Annotated in this window: 16 protein-coding genes, 8 tRNA genes and 2 rRNA genes; 2 read left to right on the plus strand and 24 right to left on the minus strand. The window is 41.3% G+C overall.

What is annotated here, in order from left to right; genetic code table 11:
- Window positions 1-21: 21 nt before the first annotated feature.
- The gene (gene cysI / locus CEQ21_RS12120) at window positions 22-1,746 is read left to right on the plus strand and encodes an assimilatory sulfite reductase (NADPH) hemoprotein subunit (protein ID WP_185764807.1); all 1,725 of its coding nucleotides are present in this window, start codon (window positions 22-24) and stop codon (window positions 1,744-1,746) included.
- A gap of 38 nt (window positions 1,747-1,784) precedes the next feature.
- On the opposite strand, the gene CEQ21_RS12125 is transcribed toward cysI, so the two are convergent.
- The 14 genes from CEQ21_RS12125 to sigW all read right to left on the minus strand — a co-directional run bounded on the left by CEQ21_RS12125 (window position 1,785) and on the right by sigW (window position 16,525).
- The gene (locus CEQ21_RS12125) at window positions 1,785-2,432 is read right to left on the minus strand and encodes an SDR family oxidoreductase (RefSeq protein WP_185764808.1); all 648 of its coding nucleotides are present in this window, start codon (window positions 2,430-2,432) and stop codon (window positions 1,785-1,787) included.
- A gap of 109 nt (window positions 2,433-2,541) precedes the next feature.
- Entirely contained in the window at window positions 2,542-3,252 is a 711-nt protein-coding gene (locus CEQ21_RS12130) for a YjjG family noncanonical pyrimidine nucleotidase (RefSeq protein WP_185764809.1), read from the minus strand.
- Between the two features lie 102 nt (window positions 3,253-3,354).
- The gene (locus tag CEQ21_RS12135; RefSeq protein ID WP_328593479.1) at window positions 3,355-4,245 is read right to left on the minus strand and encodes an aminoglycoside 6-adenylyltransferase; all 891 of its coding nucleotides are present in this window, start codon (window positions 4,243-4,245) and stop codon (window positions 3,355-3,357) included.
- Between the two features lie 4 nt (window positions 4,246-4,249).
- A complete protein-coding gene (locus tag CEQ21_RS12140) occupies window positions 4,250-4,933 on the minus strand; it encodes a DUF2278 family protein (RefSeq protein WP_185764810.1) in 684 nt (227 codons plus the stop codon).
- Between the two features lie 157 nt (window positions 4,934-5,090).
- Window positions 5,091-5,897, minus strand: coding sequence for an ABC transporter ATP-binding protein (locus tag CEQ21_RS12145; protein WP_185764811.1), 807 nt, complete (start codon window positions 5,895-5,897; stop codon window positions 5,091-5,093).
- Window positions 5,897-6,934, minus strand: coding sequence for a FecCD family ABC transporter permease (locus CEQ21_RS12150; protein WP_185764812.1), 1,038 nt, complete (start codon window positions 6,932-6,934; stop codon window positions 5,897-5,899). Before CEQ21_RS12150 ends, CEQ21_RS12145 begins: the two co-directional genes overlap by 1 nt.
- Window positions 6,931-7,971 carry a FecCD family ABC transporter permease gene (locus CEQ21_RS12155; protein WP_185764813.1) on the minus strand — a complete coding sequence of 347 codons (1,041 nt, stop codon included), beginning with the start codon at window positions 7,969-7,971 and terminating at the stop codon, window positions 6,931-6,933. Before CEQ21_RS12155 ends, CEQ21_RS12150 begins: the two co-directional genes overlap by 4 nt.
- Complete coding sequence (locus CEQ21_RS12160; RefSeq protein ID WP_185764814.1) at window positions 7,964-9,016, minus strand: iron-siderophore ABC transporter substrate-binding protein; 1,053 nt, start codon at window positions 9,014-9,016, stop codon at window positions 7,964-7,966. The genes CEQ21_RS12155 and CEQ21_RS12160 overlap by 8 nt, the downstream gene beginning before the upstream one ends.
- A gap of 260 nt (window positions 9,017-9,276) precedes the next feature.
- A complete protein-coding gene (gene glmS / locus CEQ21_RS12165) occupies window positions 9,277-11,079 on the minus strand; it encodes a glutamine--fructose-6-phosphate transaminase (isomerizing) (protein WP_185764815.1) in 1,803 nt (600 codons plus the stop codon).
- A 460-nt stretch (window positions 11,080-11,539) separates the two neighbouring features.
- On the minus strand, window positions 11,540-12,889 hold the full coding sequence (gene glmM, locus CEQ21_RS12170) for a phosphoglucosamine mutase (RefSeq protein WP_185764816.1): 1,350 nt from the start codon (window positions 12,887-12,889) through the stop codon (window positions 11,540-11,542).
- Between the two features lie 43 nt (window positions 12,890-12,932).
- Entirely contained in the window at window positions 12,933-14,249 is a 1,317-nt protein-coding gene (locus CEQ21_RS12175) for a CdaR family protein (protein WP_185764817.1), read from the minus strand.
- The gene (cdaA, locus tag CEQ21_RS12180) at window positions 14,246-15,067 is read right to left on the minus strand and encodes a diadenylate cyclase CdaA (protein ID WP_127740618.1); all 822 of its coding nucleotides are present in this window, start codon (window positions 15,065-15,067) and stop codon (window positions 14,246-14,248) included. Before cdaA ends, CEQ21_RS12175 begins: the two co-directional genes overlap by 4 nt.
- 229 nt (window positions 15,068-15,296) lie before the next feature.
- Window positions 15,297-15,944, minus strand: coding sequence for an anti-sigma factor family protein (locus CEQ21_RS12185; protein WP_185764818.1), 648 nt, complete (start codon window positions 15,942-15,944; stop codon window positions 15,297-15,299).
- A gap of 17 nt (window positions 15,945-15,961) precedes the next feature.
- The gene (gene sigW / locus CEQ21_RS12190) at window positions 15,962-16,525 is read right to left on the minus strand and encodes an RNA polymerase sigma factor SigW (protein WP_185764819.1); all 564 of its coding nucleotides are present in this window, start codon (window positions 16,523-16,525) and stop codon (window positions 15,962-15,964) included.
- 453 nt (window positions 16,526-16,978) lie between these two features.
- On the opposite strand from sigW, the gene CEQ21_RS12195 reads away from it, so the two are divergent.
- Complete coding sequence (locus CEQ21_RS12195) at window positions 16,979-17,137, plus strand: aspartyl-phosphate phosphatase Spo0E family protein (RefSeq protein WP_127740612.1); 159 nt, start codon at window positions 16,979-16,981, stop codon at window positions 17,135-17,137.
- Between the two features lie 133 nt (window positions 17,138-17,270).
- Here the strand turns inward: CEQ21_RS12195 and CEQ21_RS12200 are convergent.
- The 10 genes from CEQ21_RS12200 to CEQ21_RS12245 form a co-directional block, all read right to left on the minus strand.
- A tRNA-Lys gene (locus tag CEQ21_RS12200) sits at window positions 17,271-17,343 on the minus strand.
- A gap of 1 nt (window position 17,344) precedes the next feature.
- Window positions 17,345-17,419 (minus strand) — tRNA-Gln (locus CEQ21_RS12205).
- A gap of 37 nt (window positions 17,420-17,456) precedes the next feature.
- Window positions 17,457-17,540, minus strand: a tRNA-Tyr gene (locus tag CEQ21_RS12210).
- A 34-nt stretch (window positions 17,541-17,574) separates the two neighbouring features.
- Window positions 17,575-17,650, minus strand: a tRNA-Thr gene (locus tag CEQ21_RS12215).
- A gap of 30 nt (window positions 17,651-17,680) precedes the next feature.
- Window positions 17,681-17,756 (minus strand) — tRNA-Val (locus tag CEQ21_RS12220).
- An 8-nt stretch (window positions 17,757-17,764) separates the two neighbouring features.
- Window positions 17,765-17,839 (minus strand) — tRNA-Glu (locus CEQ21_RS12225).
- Between the two features lie 17 nt (window positions 17,840-17,856).
- Window positions 17,857-17,929 (minus strand) — tRNA-Thr (locus CEQ21_RS12230).
- Between the two features lie 30 nt (window positions 17,930-17,959).
- Window positions 17,960-18,034: transfer RNA gene (locus CEQ21_RS12235), tRNA-Asn, on the minus strand.
- A gap of 10 nt (window positions 18,035-18,044) precedes the next feature.
- Window positions 18,045-18,161: ribosomal RNA gene (gene rrf / locus CEQ21_RS12240) — 5S ribosomal RNA — on the minus strand.
- Window positions 18,162-18,308: 147 nt separating this feature from the next.
- Window positions 18,309-21,243 (minus strand): 23S ribosomal RNA (locus CEQ21_RS12245).
- Between the last annotated feature and the right edge of the window lie 221 nt (window positions 21,244-21,464).

Below are 21,464 nucleotides of genomic sequence, written 5' to 3' on the forward strand. Positions count from 1 at the left end.
TAATTGAAAGGAGTTTTTCTAATGGCTAGACCAATACTAACAGCACCAGAAGGACCGCCTTCACCAAATGAACAATTAAAAATAGACAGTAATTATTTGCGCGGAAGCTTGAAGGATACGATGCAGGAGCAGCTCACATCAGGCATCCCACACGATGATAATGTGTTAATGAAATTTCACGGAAGCTATCTGCAGGATGACCGTGACCTTCGTAACGAACGTCAAAAGCAAAAATTAGAGCCTGCCTATCAATTCATGCTTCGTGTTCGAACTCCCGGAGGTGTCGCAACACCTGAGCAATGGCTGAAAATGGATGACCTTGCCCAACGTTTTGGAAACGAAACGTTAAAGCTTACAACACGCCAAGCATTTCAAATGCACGGTATTTTAAAATGGAATATGAAAAGTACTATTCAGGAAATTCATCAATCTATGCTTGATACCATTGCAGCTTGCGGTGACGTTAACCGGAATGTGATGTGTAATCCTAATCCATATCAGTCTGAAGTACACGGCGAGGTATTCAGCTGGTCTAAAAGATTAAGTGATTACCTGCTTCCGCGTACACGCGCATATCATGAAATTTGGCTGGATGAGGAAAAGGTAGCTTCTTCTCCAACAGTAGAGGAAGAAATAGAGCCAATGTACGGCCCTGTTTACTTGCCGAGAAAGTTTAAAATTGGAGTAGCTGTTCCACCTTCCAATGATGTGGACGTTTACTCACAAGATCTTGGTTTTATCGCGATCGTTGAAAGTGGAAAATTGGTTGGTTTCAACATTTCCATCGGTGGTGGTATGGGTATGACTCATGGTGATACAGAAACATACCCGCAGCTTGGGAAAGTTATTGGCTTCTGTGAACCTGAGCAAGTGTTAGAGGTAGCAGAAAAAGTAATTACAATCCAGCGCGACTACGGAAACCGCTCTGTGCGTAAAAATGCCCGTTTCAAATACACAGTCGATCGCCTCGGCGTAGAAAATGTCAAAGCAGAGTTAGAATACCGACTTGGCTGGGATTTGCAGGAAACAAGAGAATTCCACTTTGATCATAATGGCGACAGGTATGGCTGGGAAAAAGGCGTCAAAGGAAAATGGCATTTCACATTATTTGTCGAAGGCGGCCGTATTAAAGACTTTGATGACTACAAGCTGATGACAGGCTTACGTGAAATCGCCAAAATCCATACAGGCGATTTCCGCCTAACTGCTAATCAGAATTTAATTATTGCTAATATATCAACGAAAAATAAGAAAAAAATCACAGAGCTGATTGAACAATACGGTTTATTAGATGGCAAGCGCTTCTCTGCGCTGCGCAGAAGCTCTCTTGCTTGTGTTTCATTGCCGACATGTGGTCTTGCAATGGCAGAGGCTGAGCGCTACCTGCCTCGTTTAATCGATAAATTGGAAGAAATCGTTGATGCAAACGGCTTGCGTGATAAAGAAATCACTATTCGCATGACAGGCTGCCCTAACGGGTGTGCTCGACACACAATAGCTGAAATCGCCTTTATCGGAAAAGGCCCTGGCAAATACAATATGTATCTTGGCGCAGCCTTTAACGGCAGCAGATTGAGCAAGCTGTATCGTGAAAACGTTGGTGAAGAGGAAATCCTGAGCGAGCTTGGTGTCCTTCTGCCCCGCTACGCAAAAGAAAGATTGGAAGGCGAACACTTTGGTGACTTCGTCATTCGTGCTGGCGTTGTTAAAGCAGTGACAGACGGAACTAACTTCCACGCTGTATAACAAACAAAACGAGATAGGAAAAATCCTATCTCGTTTTGTTATGTCAATTCATTAAAAGCTTCTGGTAGTAGTTCTTCCCCTGAAACTAAATCAAAGGAACGCTTATACGTTCTTGAATCATCAAGAGATGTGACTATCACTTTTGCTACATCTGCTCTCGGAACAAATCCCCTTGTGAGGTTTTCTCCAACTTGTACCAGCCCTGTACCTGGTTCATCAGTAAGTCCGCCTGGTCTGATAATTGTATAATTAAGCTTGCTAGCGAGCAACATGCGGTCAGCATAATGTTTAGCAACATAGTAAGGTAAAATATGCTCATTCCAGTTTTCTCTTGTTTGTGCCTGTAAAGCACTAACCATAACAAAGCGTTCGATTCCCGCCTTTTCAGCTGCCTCCATCGTTTTCACAGCACCGTCTAAATCAATTAATAACGTCTTATCAGCACCAGTGCTTCCACCAGAACCAGCAGTAAACACAATCGCATCACAACCTGACATTGCTTTGCTCAACTCATCAACACTTCCTTCTAAGTCTGCAAGCACAGCTTCCACCCCTTGGCTTGTGTAAGCTTCCTTTTGCTCTGCTGAACGAACCATTGCCCTGACAGTATGCTTATTCTCTTCCTTAAGCAAATCTACAAGGATTTTTCCTATCTTCCCGTTTGCACCTACGACTAAAGTTTTCATTCATATAACCTCCTTCTCTTCTATTTAGATTGTCTCATTCGACCTATAATAACTTCAAATAGTTTGATTCTATAAAAAAAAAGGCCATCTGCAATAGATGGCTCAAATATTAAACAGTTTCTGTTTTCCTTGTAACTTCTAAAATATGGTAAAGCTCATCCAAGCTCTTCACTTCATAGGTAGGTTGCCATTCTGTTGTGTTTTCAATACCATTAGGGTTCACCCAACAAGTATCAATACCTGCTAAAATGCCTCCTTTAATATCTGCAGTTAGTGAGTCTCCGATAATCAGTGTTTCACTTAATTCGCAATTAGGAATTCTCGCAAAAACAAAGTCAAAAAAACCCTTCATTGGTTTCTGGAAACCTGTATCCTCTGAAACAAAAACAGCTTTAAAGGAAGGAAACAGTCCTGATAGCTTTAAACGTCTATCCTGTGTTTGTGAAATACCATTTGTCACTATATACAAATTAAATTGATCCTTCAGTTCTGTAATAACTTCCAACGCACCACTCATGAGATAATGTCCCTCTCCAAGTCCCCTGCGATAATGCCTTTCTAATTCCTGGCCATCAACCGACTTTCCAAGCTCCTTAAACAGCAGGGCAAAACGCGTGTTGAACAATTCATCACTTGAAATCAGCCCTTCTTCAAAGGACTTCCAAAGTCGTTTGTTAATTTGCGAATAAGTTTTATGGTTATCAGCATTATAAAGAACACCTTGGCTTTCCAGCAGCATACTCAGTGACGCTCGCTCAGCTGCAGCAAAATCCAATAAAGTATCATCTACATCAAACAGCAATGTTTTGTATTTTCTCATGAAGTATTCCCCCTTAGCGCTAGAAAATTGCCTCTTTTACCTGTGCGCAATTCTACCTTCTAACTATATCGAAAGGGAAAACAAAAATAAAGTCCACAGCCCTTAAAAGATATTTTCTGCATTTATAGGCATGCTTCTGAGCCGCTGTAAATATTTCGTCATTTTCGAATCATCATTAGCTGGATAATTTAGATTGTGCTGCTTTGCTACCTCTTCCCCCAGAAGCCTGAATAAGTCATTCATCATGAATAAGGACTGCCACATATTTTCTTCGCTGCTGTCCCCATAGGTGTGTTCATACATATACCAATATTCCTCTGGTAAATATTCGCGGAAATATTTACCCATTTTACCTGAGCTCACTTGGAAATTATGATTCATGCCAATCCACCATGAAACCATTTCATCAAGCATAGGTCTGACAATTGTTTCTGCCATATTTTTGGCATACGGAATCTCCTTGCGCCATATTCCTTTTGCGACATTTTGCTGACACCACCAAAACTCATTGCAAACATGGGAATACCGTATGGCAGTTGGTTCTTTCACATGATAGCTGCAATCAGAGGCAAACGGTATTTCTGGAAGAATTCCGTCCTTATCAAGCAAAGGTACTGTCAGTGAATCCTTACCATACTGCTCAAGCATTTCTTCCTTTGTCTCAATATGAAGGTCAATCCGGTTGCCGTCTGAAAACAGCATTAAATAACTATATGAACGGCTGACGTCCACCTCACGACCTGCAGCCAAATCCATTCTATCAGGCTCCTGTAGCATGATAAGCTCGCCGAACACCTTAATCCAAGCTTCATCCTTTATAAAGAGTCCTGTTTCTGTGACAACATAAACGATATCATAGTCCTGCAGAATATCTCTTTTAACCTGCGGGTTTGCTCTTGATCCATTCATATACACCGCTCTAATTCTGTCATCGCTTTTAGCTATCATGTAGATAAGCTCAAGCATTTCTTGTTCTGATCTAATGACGCACACCCCTTTACTTTACGGTTAAATAACTGCATTCCTCCACAGGCTTAATAGCATGTCCATTTTCATCTGTGCACCATGATTGTGATTGGAACGCAAGGAAAATACCTACCCAGCGATTTTCCTCCTCAAAGTGAATAAGAATGCCGCCATCCTGCCAAACACCATTATCCTTTTTCCATCTGCCCACATTACCTTGATTCATATGAATATCATGAATGCCATTACCAGGCTTAAAGTGGAAATAACGATCAGCCAAATTATTCTCTGGCCCCCATCTTTCCCCAAAGGCGTAAACAACAGCATCCCTTTCAAGCGCCTCTTTCACATAAAACTGCAGCTTCTCATTCAGGTCATTGTCCTCCCCATCGATATCTGCTGGAAGAGGAACCATTTTTTGAGGATTAAAGAGATTGCCTCTAACATAATCAAGTCCAATGTCAGGGTTATTATCTTTTATTAGCGTAAATCCTTGTTTTAACGCAGGCAGCTTAGAAATGTCCTCTGAATTAAAATCCTCTCCCACATAGAAAAGAACCTCAGACGGATACGACTGTGACTCAATATTGACTGCAATTCGGTAATCGACGCCTTCATCGTCCCGGATATGGATTTGATAATGAGGATTTTCTCCGCTTCCCATCATCACATCAACTGCTTTACCCTTTAGCACACCGTATTTGTTTAAAGACATTCTAACTCCTCCTCTTTTTTAACTTACACTTACTACCAAACCTTTTCGAGAGGCATTACGAATATCCTTTTTAAAAGTTACAATATAGCTAAAATAAGCATCAAGACCTAAACCAGCTAAAAAAAACCTCCAGTCTTTTAAACTGGAGGGATTACTATTAGGGCTTAACATGATATCTGCCTTTAGGCACAACTAAAGGTGTAGCTGAAACAGGGTCATTGATAACCGTACAATTCAGTCCAAATATCTCTTTTACTAATGTACTTGTAATTAGCTCGGATGGCTTTCCTTCTCCTACAAGCTTTCCTTTTTCAAGGGCAAAAATATAATCAGCATAACGAGCTGACAAATTGATATCATGGAGAACCATTACAATTGTCGTGCCGTATTTTCGATTAAGATCTGTTAACAAATCTAATATCTCCACTTGATAAGTAATATCTAAAAAGGTTGTCGGCTCATCGAGAAATAAAATATCTGTTTGCTGTGCGAGTGCCATAGCAATCCAAACACGTTGTCTTTGACCACCTGACAGTTCATCAATGTCATGATTAGCAAACTCTGTAATCTTCATGATTTCCATTGCCTCTGCAACTGCATCATAATCCTTTTTCGACCAGCCACTTAACAATGATTGATGCGGAAATCTTCCACGACCAATTAAATCGGCTACTGTTATACCTTCTGGAACAACAGGCGATTGCGGTAAAATACCTAAAACCCGTGCCAATTGCTTTGGTGGAATTTTGCTGATTGCTTTACCATCAAGGGTAACCTCACCAGATGATGGCTTAATTAATTTAGCCAAGGTTTTTAGCAGCGTCGATTTCCCGCAGCCGTTTGCTCCGATAATAACACTGATTTTATTGCTGGGAATTTTCAGTTCGATATCATTTAATATCATTTTATTATCGTAGCCTGCTATTAATTTATTCGCTCGAAAATCATGTATCGTCGTTTCCATTATAATTCTCCCTTCCGATTCATCCGAATTAATAGCAAGATTAAGTATGGTGCACCAAGCAAGCCTGTTATGACACCGACTGGAAATCTGTATACAAATGCAAATTGTCCAACTAAATCTGCTACTAAAACTAAGCTGGCACCTACAAGACCTGCCGGCAAAATATTAGAGAACCCAGTTCCTACTAATCTATTAGCAATCGGACCTGCAAGGAAGGAAACAAACGCAATGGGACCAGTTGTTGCTGTTGCAATAGCAATCATAAAGACAGAACTGACAATAAGTAACACTCTTGTTTTATCTGTAGAAACACCAAGGGAAGATGCCATTTGCTCACCAAGCTCCAAAATATTCAATTGTTTTCCTAACAAGAGAACAACTGGAGTAAATATAATAACTGTAATAATAAGTGGCGGCAATTCTTCTATTTTTGAGCCATTAAGACTGCCATTAAGCCATCTAAGTGCTGCTGGAATATCCTGCTGTGAACCAATTAGCAAAAGGTAGGATATGACTGCGTCAAGTATGGCCTGTATCCCTATGCCAATAAGAATTAATCGACCAATTGAAAAGGATTTTCCCCGAGAAAGCAAATACATAAAAACAACCGTAATAAGACCTGCTATAACAGAAGCAAAAGAAACAACCGCATTGCTTGTATGGAACATTGTAATACATAAAACAGCCGCAGCACTTGAGCCAGATGTTATACCTAATACGTTGGGGTTTGCAAGGGGATTACGCAGCATTGTTTGAAAGATGTAGCCTGCAACGCCGAAGGCAAACCCAGCAAAAAGACCAGCTAGCATTCTTGGTAAACGTATCGTATTTACAGCAAAAGTAACACCTGCAATCTGCTCTCCTGAAAGTGAACGAATCACTTCCTGTATTGGATAAATAGTGTTTCCAAGCAATAGCATCGCACAGCAAAGGATACAAGTTAGCACAAACAGAAAGCTAGTAACTTGTATCCAGCGCCGCCGTCTTTTCCTGATGCCTGTCATAATAAAGTTTATTTCACCAAATTGATTTTTCATAATGACCGCACTTTCGATTTCTTTGCTAATATTATCAGGATCGGTGCACCTATAAATGCCGTAACTACACCAACCTCAAGTTCTCCAGGACTGGCAATAAGCCTTCCAATAACATCAGAAAACGTTAAAATAATGGCCCCTGTAATAGCTGACATAGGTATTACAAAACGTACATCCGGGCCTAGAATCAGTCTCATCACATGTGTACTCATCAGACCAATAAAGCCAATAGGACCTGCTAACGCTGTTGCTGCCCCGCACAGCACAACTCCGCCTATTGCCCCGCAAAGACGCAAAAATCCAGGCCTCACACCGAGTCCTGTTGCAACATCATCCCCTAACGCAAGAGCGTTCAATGCAGGGGCTGAAATAAAGGCAATAAGAATGCCAATAGCCAAAAAAGGAAGGAAGGTTGTAATGGAATTCCACGTACCAGAGCCTACACTGCCTACCTGCCAAAACCTAAATTGATCCATAGCATATGAATTTGGAATTAAAATAGCGGTAACAAGGGAAGAGAGAGCTGCAGTTGTTGCAGCTCCCGCCAATACAAGCTTTATTGGTGTTGCTCCGCCCCGGCCCATTGAACCAATTCCAAAAACAAATGCTGCCGTTAATGCTGCTCCCAGTAAAGCGAACCAGATATATTGATTTGCTGTACTAATATTAAAGAATGCTAGTCCACAAACTACAAATAATGATGCCCCAGTATTCACACCAAGTATGCTGGGATCTGCCAGTGGATTTCGCGTGATAGCTTGCATCAGTGCGCCAGACACGCCAAGTGCTGCTCCGCATAACAAACTGAAAACCGTTCTGGACAAACGTTTACGTACTATGTTTGCCCCAAACGAATCTTCATTTTTGCCAGTCAAACCGTCTAATATGTCTTGAAAACTGACTACACGAGCACCGAAGGCTAGTGAAGCTACAATACAAGCAAGCAACAATATAATGGAGAGAATTATTGTCAGCTTAAAGTTTTTTGGAACATGCAGGTCCATCTGTTTACCTTTTGGAACTAAGAAACTATTCATTTATTTTATCAATAGCTCCGCCAATTAGCTCAAGATAATCATCAATAGTATATTCGATTGAAAGCGGAGTTGGTGTTCCCGCAGCAACCAATGGTGTGTCACTTGCAATAAATGCTACTGAACCTCTTTTAATTGCAGGAATATTTCCTAGCAACGGATCAGCTTTAATTGTGTTATATAATTCATCATTACCATAACCAACAATGACGTCAGCATCATTAAGAGCCTCTACGTTTTCAGCACTCAATTCTAGAGAATAACTGTTAGGGTCTGTAATTAAATCCTTAACACTGTCTGGATAGTCTAGACCAAGTTCTTTTAAGAATGCAACACGTGAATCAACTGGTGTGTAAAGATGCAATTTAGACAAATCATCTGCTGAGAAGTTAACCCAAACAACTTTTTTACCTTCAATTTGAGGGTATTTAGCTGCTTTCTCTTTTAGCATATCTTCAATATCTGTGATAAGCTGTTCGCCCTCTTTTTTCATTCCCATACCAGTTGCATTTAATTCAACCTGTTCACGCCAAGTTGTTGCCCAAGCTGCAGTTGGATAAGCAACTACTGGAGCAATTTCAGAAAGAGTATCGTAATCTTCCTGTGTAATACCAGAGTATGCAGCAAGAATTACATCAGGCTTTGCATCTGAAATAGCCTCAAAATCAAGTCCGTCTGTGTCTTGGAATACGTTAGGGTCTTTCACACCAAGCTCGTCCAGCTTTTCTGCTGTCCAAGGCAATAAACCACTGTCATCCTGCACTCCAAAGTTTGCTGCTGAGAATCCTACAGGAGTCACTCCAAGAGCTAAAGCTACATCTTGATTTCCCCATTGAATTGTAACAACACGTTCTGGTTTCTTATCAATAACCGCTTCGCCTAAAGCGTGTTTAATTGTAATTGGATATTCAAAATCTGAATTGGAAGAAGCAGATTCCTTTTTATCTGAATCATTTGATGAAGAATTTGAGCAACCTGCTAAAACCAGGATTGCCACAATTGAAAATAACAATAGCTGAAGAAATGGCTTTCTACGTTTTGTATGCATGTCTTAGTCCCCTCTTATATCTATTTATAGTTTTATTAGTGCAAAAGTGATAAAGATACTTGCCTTTTATAATTTTATGTTAAGCACAGCTCGATTCACCACATTTTACAATGATTATCATTCTCAACTATAATAATTGTTTTTTACTTTTCTGTCAATTGTTTGTTTAAAAGGCAAGTACCTGCTTTTTTTGGTTAACACTTACTTTTCATGCAAAGAACCCCTGCAGTCCGGAGACTGAGGGGCTCTTAAATACATTATTATTCAACAGTAACAGATTTAGCCAAATTACGCGGCTTATCAACGTCACAGTCTCTATGAAGTGCAGCATAATAAGAGATAAGCTGCAACGGTAATACAGAGATAAGGGGTGTCAGTAACTCATGCACAGCTGGAACGATAAAGCGGTCACCGTCCATTTCTAAGCCTTTCATAGAAATGATACACGGATTTGCACCACGCGCAACTACCTCTTTAACGTTTCCACGAATGCTCAAGTTGACACTTTCCTGTGTTGCTAGGGCAATGATTGGTGTTCCATCTTCGATTAAAGCGATTGTGCCGTGCTTTAATTCACCGCCTGCAAAACCTTCTGCCTGGATGTAAGAGATTTCTTTTAGCTTAAGTGCACCTTCTAGACCAACATAATAATCAATTCCGCGGCCAATGAAAAATGCATTTCTTGTTGTAGATAGATATTCTCTGGCAATCGTTTCAAGTTCTTCTTTTTGTTCAAAAACAACTTCCATTGCGTTAGCGATAATGCCTAGCTCATGCACTAGGTCAAAGCTGAATGCATAGCCTTTGCTTCTGCCTGTCACTTCTGCAAGGATGGACAATACTGCCATCTGTGCAGTGTAAGCCTTCGTAGAAGCAACAGCAATTTCAGGGCCTGCATGCAGAAGCAATGTATAATCTGCTTCACGAGAAAGTGTAGAACCAGGAACATTTGTTATCGTGATCGCAGGATATCCAAGCTCCTTCACTTGCACAAGCACAGCTCTGCTGTCAGCAGTTTCTCCACTTTGAGTGATAAAGATAAACAATGGCTTTTCAGAAAGTAACGGCATGTTATAGCTAAATTCACTCGCAACATGAACCTCTACTGGAATCTTCGCTAAGCTTTCGATGAATTGTTTACCAAGCAATCCTGCATGATAGGAAGTACCTGCAGCAATAATATACAAACGATCTGCTGCTTTAACAGCATCAATGATAGCCGGATCAATTGTCAGCGTCCCATCTTCAGCTCTATATTGTTGAATAATTTTGCGAATAGCAAGCGGCTGCTCGTCAATTTCCTTCAACATATAGTGTGGGTAAGTTCCTTTTTCAATATCACTAGCATCCAATTCTGCCGTATAAGCTTCCCGGGAAATAACTTCTCCATCTAAAGTCTCAATAACTACTTTGTCTTTTGATACAAGTACAATTTCTTTATCAACAAGCTCAACATATTGGTCTGTCACTTGCAGCATAGCCATCGCATCGCTCGCCACTACATTGAAGTCTTCACCAAGGCCGACAAGAAGCGGGCTTTTGTTTTTGGCAACATATATTACATCTTTGTTTTGTTCATCTAATAATGCAAAAGCATAAGAGCCCTTTAGCATTTTTAATGTTTGCACAAACGCTGCTTTAACATCTTTGCCGCTTTCAACTAAATGTTCAATCAACTGAATGACAACTTCTGTATCCGTATCGCTTTTCATTTCAACATCTGCCAAGTATTCCTTTTTTAACAGATCATAGTTTTCAATGACACCGTTGTGAACAATTGTGAAACGATTAGAAGCACTTTTATGCGGATGTGCATTTAATCTGCTTGGTACACCATGTGTAGCCCAACGAGTATGGCCAATTCCTATTTCAGCAGTGACTGTTTCATCCACAATGCTGCGCAAATCTGCAATTCTGCCTTTTTCCTTAAAGACCGTCACTCCAGCCTCATTGCTAAGAGCAATACCTGCAGAATCATATCCTCTATATTCAAGCTTTTCTAGTCCCTTTAATAAAATCTCTTTCGCATCCGGGTTTCCGATAATACCAACAATACCACACATACTTCTTTTCCTCCGTTCTAAGGGAGCAAGAAGCCTAACTAGGGGACAACTTGCTCCCCTATCTCTGTAATTTTTTATAAACATTTATATTAGCATGCCCTATTCTTTGTGCATTAAGTTGCCTTAATGTTTTAAAATAAAGCTCTCGATCTGCTACATAACCGGGAGGCATCCGCCGAAATATCGATAAACCTCCTCCTCGTCAACTAGCACACGCTTCGTCCACTGCTAGTTCAGGCGCTTTTAAATAGCTATTCTTCTTAATTCTCCCCCTTTTTCTTTCATTTGCTTTTTTCACAAAAGCAGATTAATCATACCTTACTTACAAATAATTCGTCAAATACTAATACATAAGACAAGTTACTTTTATGAAAAAAAGAGGATAAAGAAGATTCAATCAGCGAACTTCCTTACCCTCTATCCTATTCATTCTATATATTAATGTGACTGACTTTACTTACTATTCCTTCAATCCCATTTCCTTTTCTACTACTTCAGCAATAATATTGACATATGCATCACATAATTCACTAGTAGGAGCCTCTGCCATTACACGAACAAGCGGTTCTGTTCCTGATGGTCTGACTAAAATTCTGCCATTTCCATTCATGTCCTCTTCCACTTTACTGATGACTTCTTTTACTTGTTCATTATCTGTAACATGATACTTGTCCGTTACCCTTATGTTCACAAGTTTTTGCGGGAATTTTTTCATTTCTCCAGCAAGCTCAGATAAAGGCTTCTTCGTTGCTTTCATAATATTTACAAGTTGTAGACCTGTCAATAGTCCGTCACCAGTAGTATTGAAATCAAGGAAAATAATATGACCTGATTGCTCTCCGCCAAGATTAAAACCATTCTTGCGCATTTCCTCCACTACATAACGATCTCCTACTGCAGTTGGAATGCTTTTAATACTATGCTGTTCCAAAGCCTTATAAAAGCCTAAATTACTCATTACAGTGGAAACAACGGTATCTTGCTTCAGTCGGCCAGTCTCTTTCATGTACTTAGCACATATATACATGATTTGGTCACCATCAACAATATCACCTTTTTCATCGACAGCAATTAAACGGTCACCGTCGCCGTCAAATGCTAATCCAACGTCTGCTTGCTTATCCTTCACAAATTCGGCTAATGTTTCCGGATGTGTAGAACCTACGCCATCATTGATATTTAACCCATTTGGAGATGCTCCCATTGTTGAAATATCCGCATCTAAATCCGCAAATAAGTGCATGGCAAGAGCGGATGTTGCACCATGTGCACAGTCAAGCGCCACATGAATTCCTTCAAACTCTTCATCCACAGTCTGCTTTAAGAACTGAAGATACTTCTGACCACCTTCGAAATAATCATTAACTTGTCCAAGGTCAGCTCCAGTTGGTCTTGGCAGTGAGTCAACATCCTGATCAATTAATGCTTCAATTTCTAATTCCTGTTCATCTGAAAGCTTAAAGCCATCTGGACCGAAGAACTTAATGCCATTATCGGCAACAGGGTTATGGGATGCAGAAATCATTACTCCAGCCTGTGCTCCCAAAACTTTTGTTAAATAGGATACACCTGGTGTAGATATGACACCTAAACGCATTACCTCTGCACCAATGGAAAGCAATCCTGCTACGAGGGCTCCCTCCAGCATATGGCCTGAAATACGAGTGTCACGTCCAATTAACACTTTAGGTCGATCTTGATCTTTTGTTAGGACGAAGCCACCGAACCTTCCAAGCTTAAATGCTATTTCAGGTGTCAGTTCGCTATTTGCTACTCCTCGTACTCCATCCGTACCGAAATATTTACCCATTCCTAAATCGCTCCTTCTAACTAATATGAATCTTTATCAATTTTTAAGCATCTTTTTCCGTTATCGAAACACTTGCTGTCTCTTTTGCCAGTTCCCAGCTAATATCATCTGGACCTTCGACCATAATCTGGACCTCATGCTCCCCAGCAGACATTCCTGTCAGATCTAGAAACAGAGAAAAATCTGATGCAGCTAAGCCTTTTACAATGTCGTTTGCTCCTGTTACATCAAGGCTTGCGCTTTTATCAACCGGGTCTGTTATCTCAGCCTCAAACTCATTTCCCAAACCTTGTATACTTATTGGTATTCCACTTATTGTTCTCGTGCTCGTTTTTTCTATAGATGCTGTCTCATCTGAATCCTCTTCCTCACTTGCAGATTCATTTGAACTTGTATCTTCCTTCCCTACCGTCACCTTAACAGTAGCAGTTACCAACTCTGGTTCTACAGCTGTTACTCCGTTTGAGATGATTACAGGAAGCTCTATATTTTGATCTTTGTCTATATCACTCAGGTCAACTTCAACTCTTGTACTGTCCACTTCTTTTAGTATATCTTCTGGACCTGAAATTGTCGCTTCTGTTTTGTTCAATGTTATAGAATCAATTGTAACATTAGCTGGCGGATCGCCCTTTTCCACAATATTAATTGGAACTGTTTTACTTGTTCTTGTTACAGGGATATTCACTTCCACCGTTTCTGGTTCCACTTCTACATCTAATTTATTTAAACTGCTGTCTAGCGCAGATATTTTAGCCCTTTTGCTTATATCCTTGCTAGTCCCTTCTTCAAGCTCAACGTTTGCTTTCACATAAGCTATTTTGTCTATTTCATCTTTTGCACCTGTCACTGTAACAGTGGAAGGACTGATTGTTGCCGTTCCAGTCGAATAACCTTTTGCAATTAAGCTGCTATTATACTCAGCTTCCACACTCACTTCTTTTGACACTTTTTCTTTCAATGTAACCTCGATAGTGGCCGGATCAATGACTGCTTCCAGTTTATCAGACAAATCCTTGACTTGAAGAGCAACTTCTTTCGTGCCAATTTCCGCATCAGTCAAATCAACATACACTTCAAAATTCTTTTGGAGTCTTGCTGATTGAACATGGACAGTCGGACCTGTAAGTTTCACATCCACTGTTTCCGGAACTCCAGAAACAATAAGGTTATCTGTATCGTAATACACTTTTACAGGCATATCCTCTACCAGTCCAGAGTCTTCTGAACTAGGAACATTCACATCATTAGATTTGTCACTGCCGTCATATACATACAAAAACAGCAACAACGCCAAGGCAAAGGCAATTACCTTCATAAACCAATTACTTTCTCCGATTCTGTCAAATAACTTATTCATTTATTCTTCCCCTTCCAGCCCCACTTAACAGAAGAAGCATGCCTGGCAGAAGGTGCAATTAATGCACTGGACAGTAGTTCTTTAAATGCTTCCAATTTAAGCTCCCGATGGAGATCACCATTTTTAGTAATAGATATGGACCCTGTTTCTTCAGAAACAACAATCGTTATGCTATCTGTTACCTCACTGATGCCTAAGGCTGCTCTGTGCCTTGTTCCCAGTTCCTTTGATATAAACGGACTTTCTGATAATGGAAGATAACAGGCAGCTGCAGCAATATTGTTTTTCTGCAATATAACGGCACCATCATGCAAAGGAGTATTTGGAATAAAGATATTTATTAGTAATTCAGAAGATATTTTTGAGTCTAAGGATATTCCGGTTTCAATATAATCATTCATGCCCGTCTCCCTTTCAATGGAGATAAGCGCACCAATCCTTCTTTTTGCCATATAATCAACTGCTTTTACAATGGAATCAACCACATGCTGTTGTGCCTGGTCTTCTGGTATTCCGCTTCGTGAAAAGAACTTTCCTCTGCCGAGCTGTTCAAGCGCCCTTCTAAGTTCCCCCTGGAAAATGATGATTAGCCCAAGAGCACCCCACTGAATCACTTGCTCCATCATCGTGCCCATTGTCTGCAAGTTAAAATAATCACTTAGCAGCTTTACAATCAGAATCACAAAGATACCTTTTAATAACTGGACTGCTTTTGTGCCCTTTACTATCATAAGGATTTTATAGATGACATACCACACAAGGAGAATGTCCACTGTATTCGCTAAATATTTTAAAAAAGGGAAATCTGCTAACGACATTTTCCTTCCTCCAAAGCATATATATTTCATAAGCAATCGCTGCTTGTTTTTGTTTACCTACAATTATCATATTATATCACATTTGCGTTTAATACCAATCTGGACAAACTAAATTTAAAAAACAGAAGAATGAATTAGGTATATGTGCATACAGAAAGGAAAAATCTTGATTTTATTATATGAATCATCGATTATTTTTAACCCACCTATAATAGAAAAAACCCTGCAATCAATATGCAGGGAGACTTCCGCTACTTCCTTCTTCACTTCTAAATACATTAGTTATATCTTCAAAAGTACTCTTCATGTAGTACCAAAGCCAATCAAAGACCTCATTTACTTCATCTATTTCACCTGTGACCTGATTGGACGAGGCCATATATTTCTGTCCATTTATAACGGTGACATTTCCGTTTACTTGTCCTTCTATTTTTATATTACCGTTTCTTACTACAATGTCCCCTTCAACAACTTCCCCCTTAGGAACAATAACCGTATCATTTTCAACTACAAGATTAGGTTGCTTCGACACCGAAAATTCATGATTTTCGTTCCATGCCGAAAGGAGACTTGAAACCATCAGCACAATGAATAAAGATGCTGCTGCAAAAATTGGATGGTTACGCACCCATCTTTTGAAAACGGCCTGTTTCTTTTCCTTTGGTAAAAGTCCAAGCACATTCTCCGTAAAATTTACTGGTGCCTGTATATGGGAGGTACTTTGAACTAATGCAATCGTCTTTTTCAATTCATGAAAATGAATAGCACAGTCCTCACACTCATCCAAATGTTTTTTTAACTTTAATTTATCTTGTTCTAAGATTTCTTCATCAAGATATTGATGCATATACTCTATAACTTCTGATGAACAAGTCATATTCTTTCACCTTCTTATTAGACATGCCGTAATTGCTTTCTTAAAGCTTCTCTTCCCCTGTGAATGCGTGTTTTCACTGTGCCAAGAGGCAGCTCAAGAATTTCACTAATCTCGTTTAGAGACAGCTCTTCAATATATTTAAGTACAATCACAGATCGATATTTCTCTGGTAGCTTTGATATTTCACGCTGTATCAACGCTTGCAGTTCCAAGCTTTCCACATCTTCTTCAGGCAGCCTTGTATCTGAGGAGATTTGAGAGTACATATTAAGACCATCAGTACCAGGTACTTCAGCATCCAAATAATAGTCTGGCTTTTTCTTTCTAATCCTGTCGATACATAAATTCGTCGCAATTCGATAAAGCCATGTAGAAAACTTCAAGTCCATGTTAAAACGATTTATATTAACATATGCTCGAAGAAAGGCTTCTTGTGAAATATCCTCCGCTTCATGTCTATTCCCTAGCATCCGGTAACAAATTTGGAACACTTTGTCCTTATAGATGTCAATAATATCACCGAAGGCATTTTGATCCCCTTTTATCACTTGCTTAATTCTCTTTTTTACTAATGCTTCCATCTATTTACCCCCGCTCTAAATGCGGCTAATCGATTTATACGTATCGATAGCGAATAAGGTTTCACTTTTTATAAATTTTTTTCTATATTAGCTTAATAAATTTAATTATCATGCTCTGAACAAAAAAAAAGAGTTAACAAAAATTATTCAATTGGATGTCTACCCTTCCAAAAGAAACCAAAGTAAAGAATAATGTTTTTTTGTAAAATCTGATATATCCATCTTCCCTCTAAAATATTGAAGGAAGCAAGTAACTTTCAACATTTTTTCAATATGTATATTTACTACTTTTGAATGACTTTACTACTATTTTAACAAATTATGACAACATATGGTTTAATTTTTTTCAGAATGGTTATAAAAAAAGGGAATAATATGTTAAAATCATGACAATATAATTTTTTTTAAAATAAAATGAAATTGAAAATTAACTAATGGATGAGGGTGAAGCCAATGTGTGAGCAAAAGTTGTTAAAAGATATTGAGGAGCATCGAGAAAAGATGATCTATTTAGCAAATCTCACTTCTTTTTCGCACCCAAAAGTGATTGATATAAGCGCAAAATTAGACGAATTGCTGAATAAGTATGACAGTTTTATTAAAGCAAACTGATAAAATTTATTAACTGCGAAATATGCCTCCTATATACTATTACAGTAAATTGGAATTAATGTCTCGCATTATAATGTATCATAAATACATAATAAAAAACCAAGCAATATTTGCTTGGTTTTCGATATAAGTATGAGCCATGCAGGATTCGAACCTGCGACCCTCTGATTAAAAGTCAGATGCTCTACCAACTGAGCTAATGGCTCTTGGCTGGGCTAGCTGGATTCGAACCAACGAGTGACGGAGTCAAAGTCCGTTGCCTTACCGCTTGGCTATAGCCCAAAAATAAAAGGACATTCTCTGTCCGATTTGTAAGTAATGGTGGAGGGGGACGGATTCGAACCGCCGAACCCGAAGGAGCGGATTTACAGTCCGCCGCGTTTAGCCACTTCGCTACCCCTCCGAATATTGGATTACATTAATTCTTATTCCATAAATGGTGCCGACGAGAGGACTTGAACCCCCAACCTACTGATTACAAGTCAGTTGCTCTACCAATTGAGCTACATCGGCGTATATCTAAAGTCTTTAATTATAGTAAAATGGTGGAGGATGACGGGATCGAACCGCCGACCCTCTGCTTGTAAGGCAGATGCTCTCCCAGCTGAGCTAATCCTCCATTTATATTGGTGACCCATACGGGATTCGAACCCGTGTTACCGCCGTGAAAGGGCGGTGTCTTAACCGCTTGACCAATGGGCCTTTATTGTTTTGTTTTAAGCTTCCAACCGGGCTCGAACCGGTGACCTCTTCCTTACCATGGAAGTGCTCTACCTGCTGAGCTATGGAAGCAAGCTGCTAACATATTACTCAAAGTTTTTATGGCTCCGCAGGTAGGATTCGAACCTACGACCGCTCGGTTAACAGCCGAGTGCTCTACCACTGAGCTACTGCGGAATAATGGTATGCCTGGCGACGTCCTACTCTCACAGGAGGAGAACCTCCAACTACCATCGGCGCTGAGAAGCTTAACTTCCGTGTTCGGTATGGGAACGGGTGTGACCTTCTCGCTATCGCCACCAGACTTTTTTAAGAACAGATTATATAATATCATATTCTTAATTATTTTGTCAAGGTTTTATTCCCTGAAAACTAGATTATGTTGTAAGAAGAAAAAGTGAGTAATCTTTTTTCAGCTTCCAAAGCCATAGGGCTTTTTCTGCTTTTCATTTTAGTTAAGTCCTCGATCTATTAGTATTTGTCAGCTCCACATGTCACCATGCTTCCACCTCAAACCTATCAACCTGATCATCTTTCAGGGATCTTACTAGCTTACGCTATGGGAAATCTCATCTCGAGGGGGGCTTCATGCTTAGATGCTTTCAGCACTTATCCCTTCCGCACATAGCTACCCAGCTATGCCTTTGGCAAGACAACTGGTACACCAGCGGTGCGTCCATCCCGGTCCTCTCGTACTAAGGACAGCTCCTCTCAAATTTCCTACGCCCACGACGGATAGGGACCGAACTGTCTCACGACGTTCTGAACCCAGCTCGCGTACCGCTTTAATGGGCGAACAGCCCAACCCTTGGGACCGACTACAGCCCCAGGATGCGATGAGCCGACATCGAGGTGCCAAACCTCCCCGTCGATGTGGACTCTTGGGGGAGATAAGCCTGTTATCCCCGGGGTAGCTTTTATCCGTTGAGCGATGGCCCTTCCATGCGGAACCACCGGATCACTAAGCCCGACTTTCGTCCCTGCTCGACTTGTAGGTCTCGCAGTCAAGCTCCCTTGTGCCTTTACACTCTACGAATGATTTCCAACCATTCTGAGGGAACCTTTGGGCGCCTCCGTTACTTTTTAGGAGGCGACCGCCCCAGTCAAACTGCCCACCTGACACTGTCTCCCACCCCGATAAGGGGTGCGGGTTAGAATGTCAATACAGCCAGGGTAGTATCCCACCAATGCCTCCACCGAAGCTGGCGCTCCGGCTTCCAAGGCTCCTACCTATCCTGTACAAGCTGTACCAAAATTCAATATCAGGCTACAGTAAAGCTCCACGGGGTCTTTCCGTCCTGTCGCGGGTAACCTGCATCTTCACAGGTACTATAATTTCACCGAGTCTCTCGTTGAGACAGTGCCCAGATCGTTACACCTTTCGTGCGGGTCGGAACTTACCCGACAAGGAATTTCGCTACCTTAGGACCGTTATAGTTACGGCCGCCGTTTACTGGGGCTTCAATTCAGAGCTTCGCGCGAACGCTAACCCCTCCTCTTAACCTTCCAGCACCGGGCAGGTGTCAGCCCCTATACTTCGCCTTACGGCTTCGCAGAGACCTGTGTTTTTGCTAAACAGTCGCCTGGGCCTATTCACTGCGGCTCTCTCGGGCTTGCACCCAAAAGAGCACCCCTTCTCCCGAAGTTACGGGGTCATTTTGCCGAGTTCCTTAACGAGAGTTCTCTCGCTCACCTTAGGATTCTCTCCTCGCCTACCTGTGTCGGTTTGCGGTACGGGCACCTTGAATCTCGCTAGAGGCTTTTCTTGGCAGTGTGGAATCAGGAACTTCGGTACTATATTTCCCTCGCCGTCACAGCTCCGCCTTCACGGTAATGGGATTTGCCTCATTACCAGCCTAACTGCTTGGACGTGCTAATCCAACAGCACGCTTACCCTATCCTCCTGCGTCCCCCCATCGCTCAAACGATTCATAAGGTGGTACAGGAATATCAACCTGTTGTCCATCGCCTACGCTCTTCAGCCTCGGCTTAGGTCCCGACTAACCCTGAGTGGACGAGCCTTCCTCAGGAAACCTTAGGCATTCGGTGGATGAGATTCTCACTCATCTTTCGCTACTCATACCGGCATTCTCACTTCTAAGCGCTCCACCAGTCCTTACGGTCTAGCTTCAACGCCCTTAGAACGCTCTCCTACCACTGACATCATAGATGTCAATCCACAGCTTCGGTGATACGTTTAGCCCCGGTACATTTTCGGCGCAGAGTCACTCGACCAGTGAGCTATTACGCACTCTTTAAATGGTGGCTGCTTCTAAGCCAACATCCTGGTTGTCTAAGCAACTCCACATCCTTTTCCACTTAACGTATACTTTGGGACCTTAGCTGGTGGTCTGGGCTGTTTCCCTCTTGACTACGGATCTTATCACTCGCAGTCTGACTCCCAAGGATAAGTATTTGGCATTCGGAGTTTGTCTGAATTCGGTAACCCGATGGGGGCCCCTAGTCCAAACAGTGCTCTACCTCCAATACTCTTACCTTGAGGCTAGCCCTAAAGCTATTTCGGAGAGAACCAGCTATCTCCAAGTTCGATTGGAATTTCTCCGCTACCCACACCTCATCCCCGCACTTTTCAACGTGCGTGGGTTCGGGCCTCCATCCAGTGTTACCTGGACTTCACCCTGGACATGGGTAGATCACCTGGTTTCGGGTCTACGACCACATACTCTATCGCCCTATTCAGACTCGCTTTCGCTGCGGCTCCGTCTCTTCAACTTAACCTTGCATGTAATCGTAACTCGCCGGTTCATTCTACAAAAGGCACGCTATCACCCATTAATGGGCTCTAACTACTTGTAGGCACACGGTTTCAGGATCTATTTCACTCCCCTTCCGGGGTGCTTTTCACCTTTCCCTCACGGTACTGGTTCACTATCGGTCACTAGGGAGTATTTAGCCTTGGGAGATGGTCCTCCCTGCTTCCGACGGGATTTCTCGTGTCCCGCCGTACTCAGGATCCACTCAGGAGGGAACGAAGTTTCGACTACAGGGTTTTTACCTTCTATGACTGGCCTTTCCAGACCTATTCATCTACCCCGTTCCTTTGTAACTCCATGTAGAGTGTCCTACAACCCCAAGAGGCAAGCCTCTTGGTTTGGGCTAATCCCGTTTCGCTCGCCGCTACTAAGGGAATCGCGTTTGCTTTCTCTTCCTCCGGGTACTTAGATGTTTCAGTTCCCCGGGTCTGCCTTCTGTTACTCTATGTATTCAAGTAACGATGCTATCCCATTACGGATAGCGGGTTTCCCCATTCGGAAATCTCCGGATCAAAGCTTACTTACAGCTCCCCGAAGCATATCGGTGTTAGTCCCGTCCTTCATCGGCTCCTAGTGCCAAGGCATCCACCGTGCGCCCTTTCTAACTTAACTTGTTTCGGCTAAAGATGTTACTCTTTACCCTAATTCTTCTATTTACATAGAGAATCTAAGATGGCGATTACTCGGTTTTTTTCTTGGTTCTTACTATACATAATCTAGTTTTCAAGGAACAAATCGGCTATTGATTAATTTACTTATCAATACCCTCATGTTTTGAGGAATTGCTCCCTCAAAACTGAACAACAAACTGTCAACAATCTATGAATGGAATA

The sequence above is a fragment of the Niallia circulans genome (assembly GCF_007273535.1).
Taxonomy (GTDB): domain Bacteria; phylum Bacillota; class Bacilli; order Bacillales; family Cytobacillaceae; genus Niallia; species Niallia circulans_B.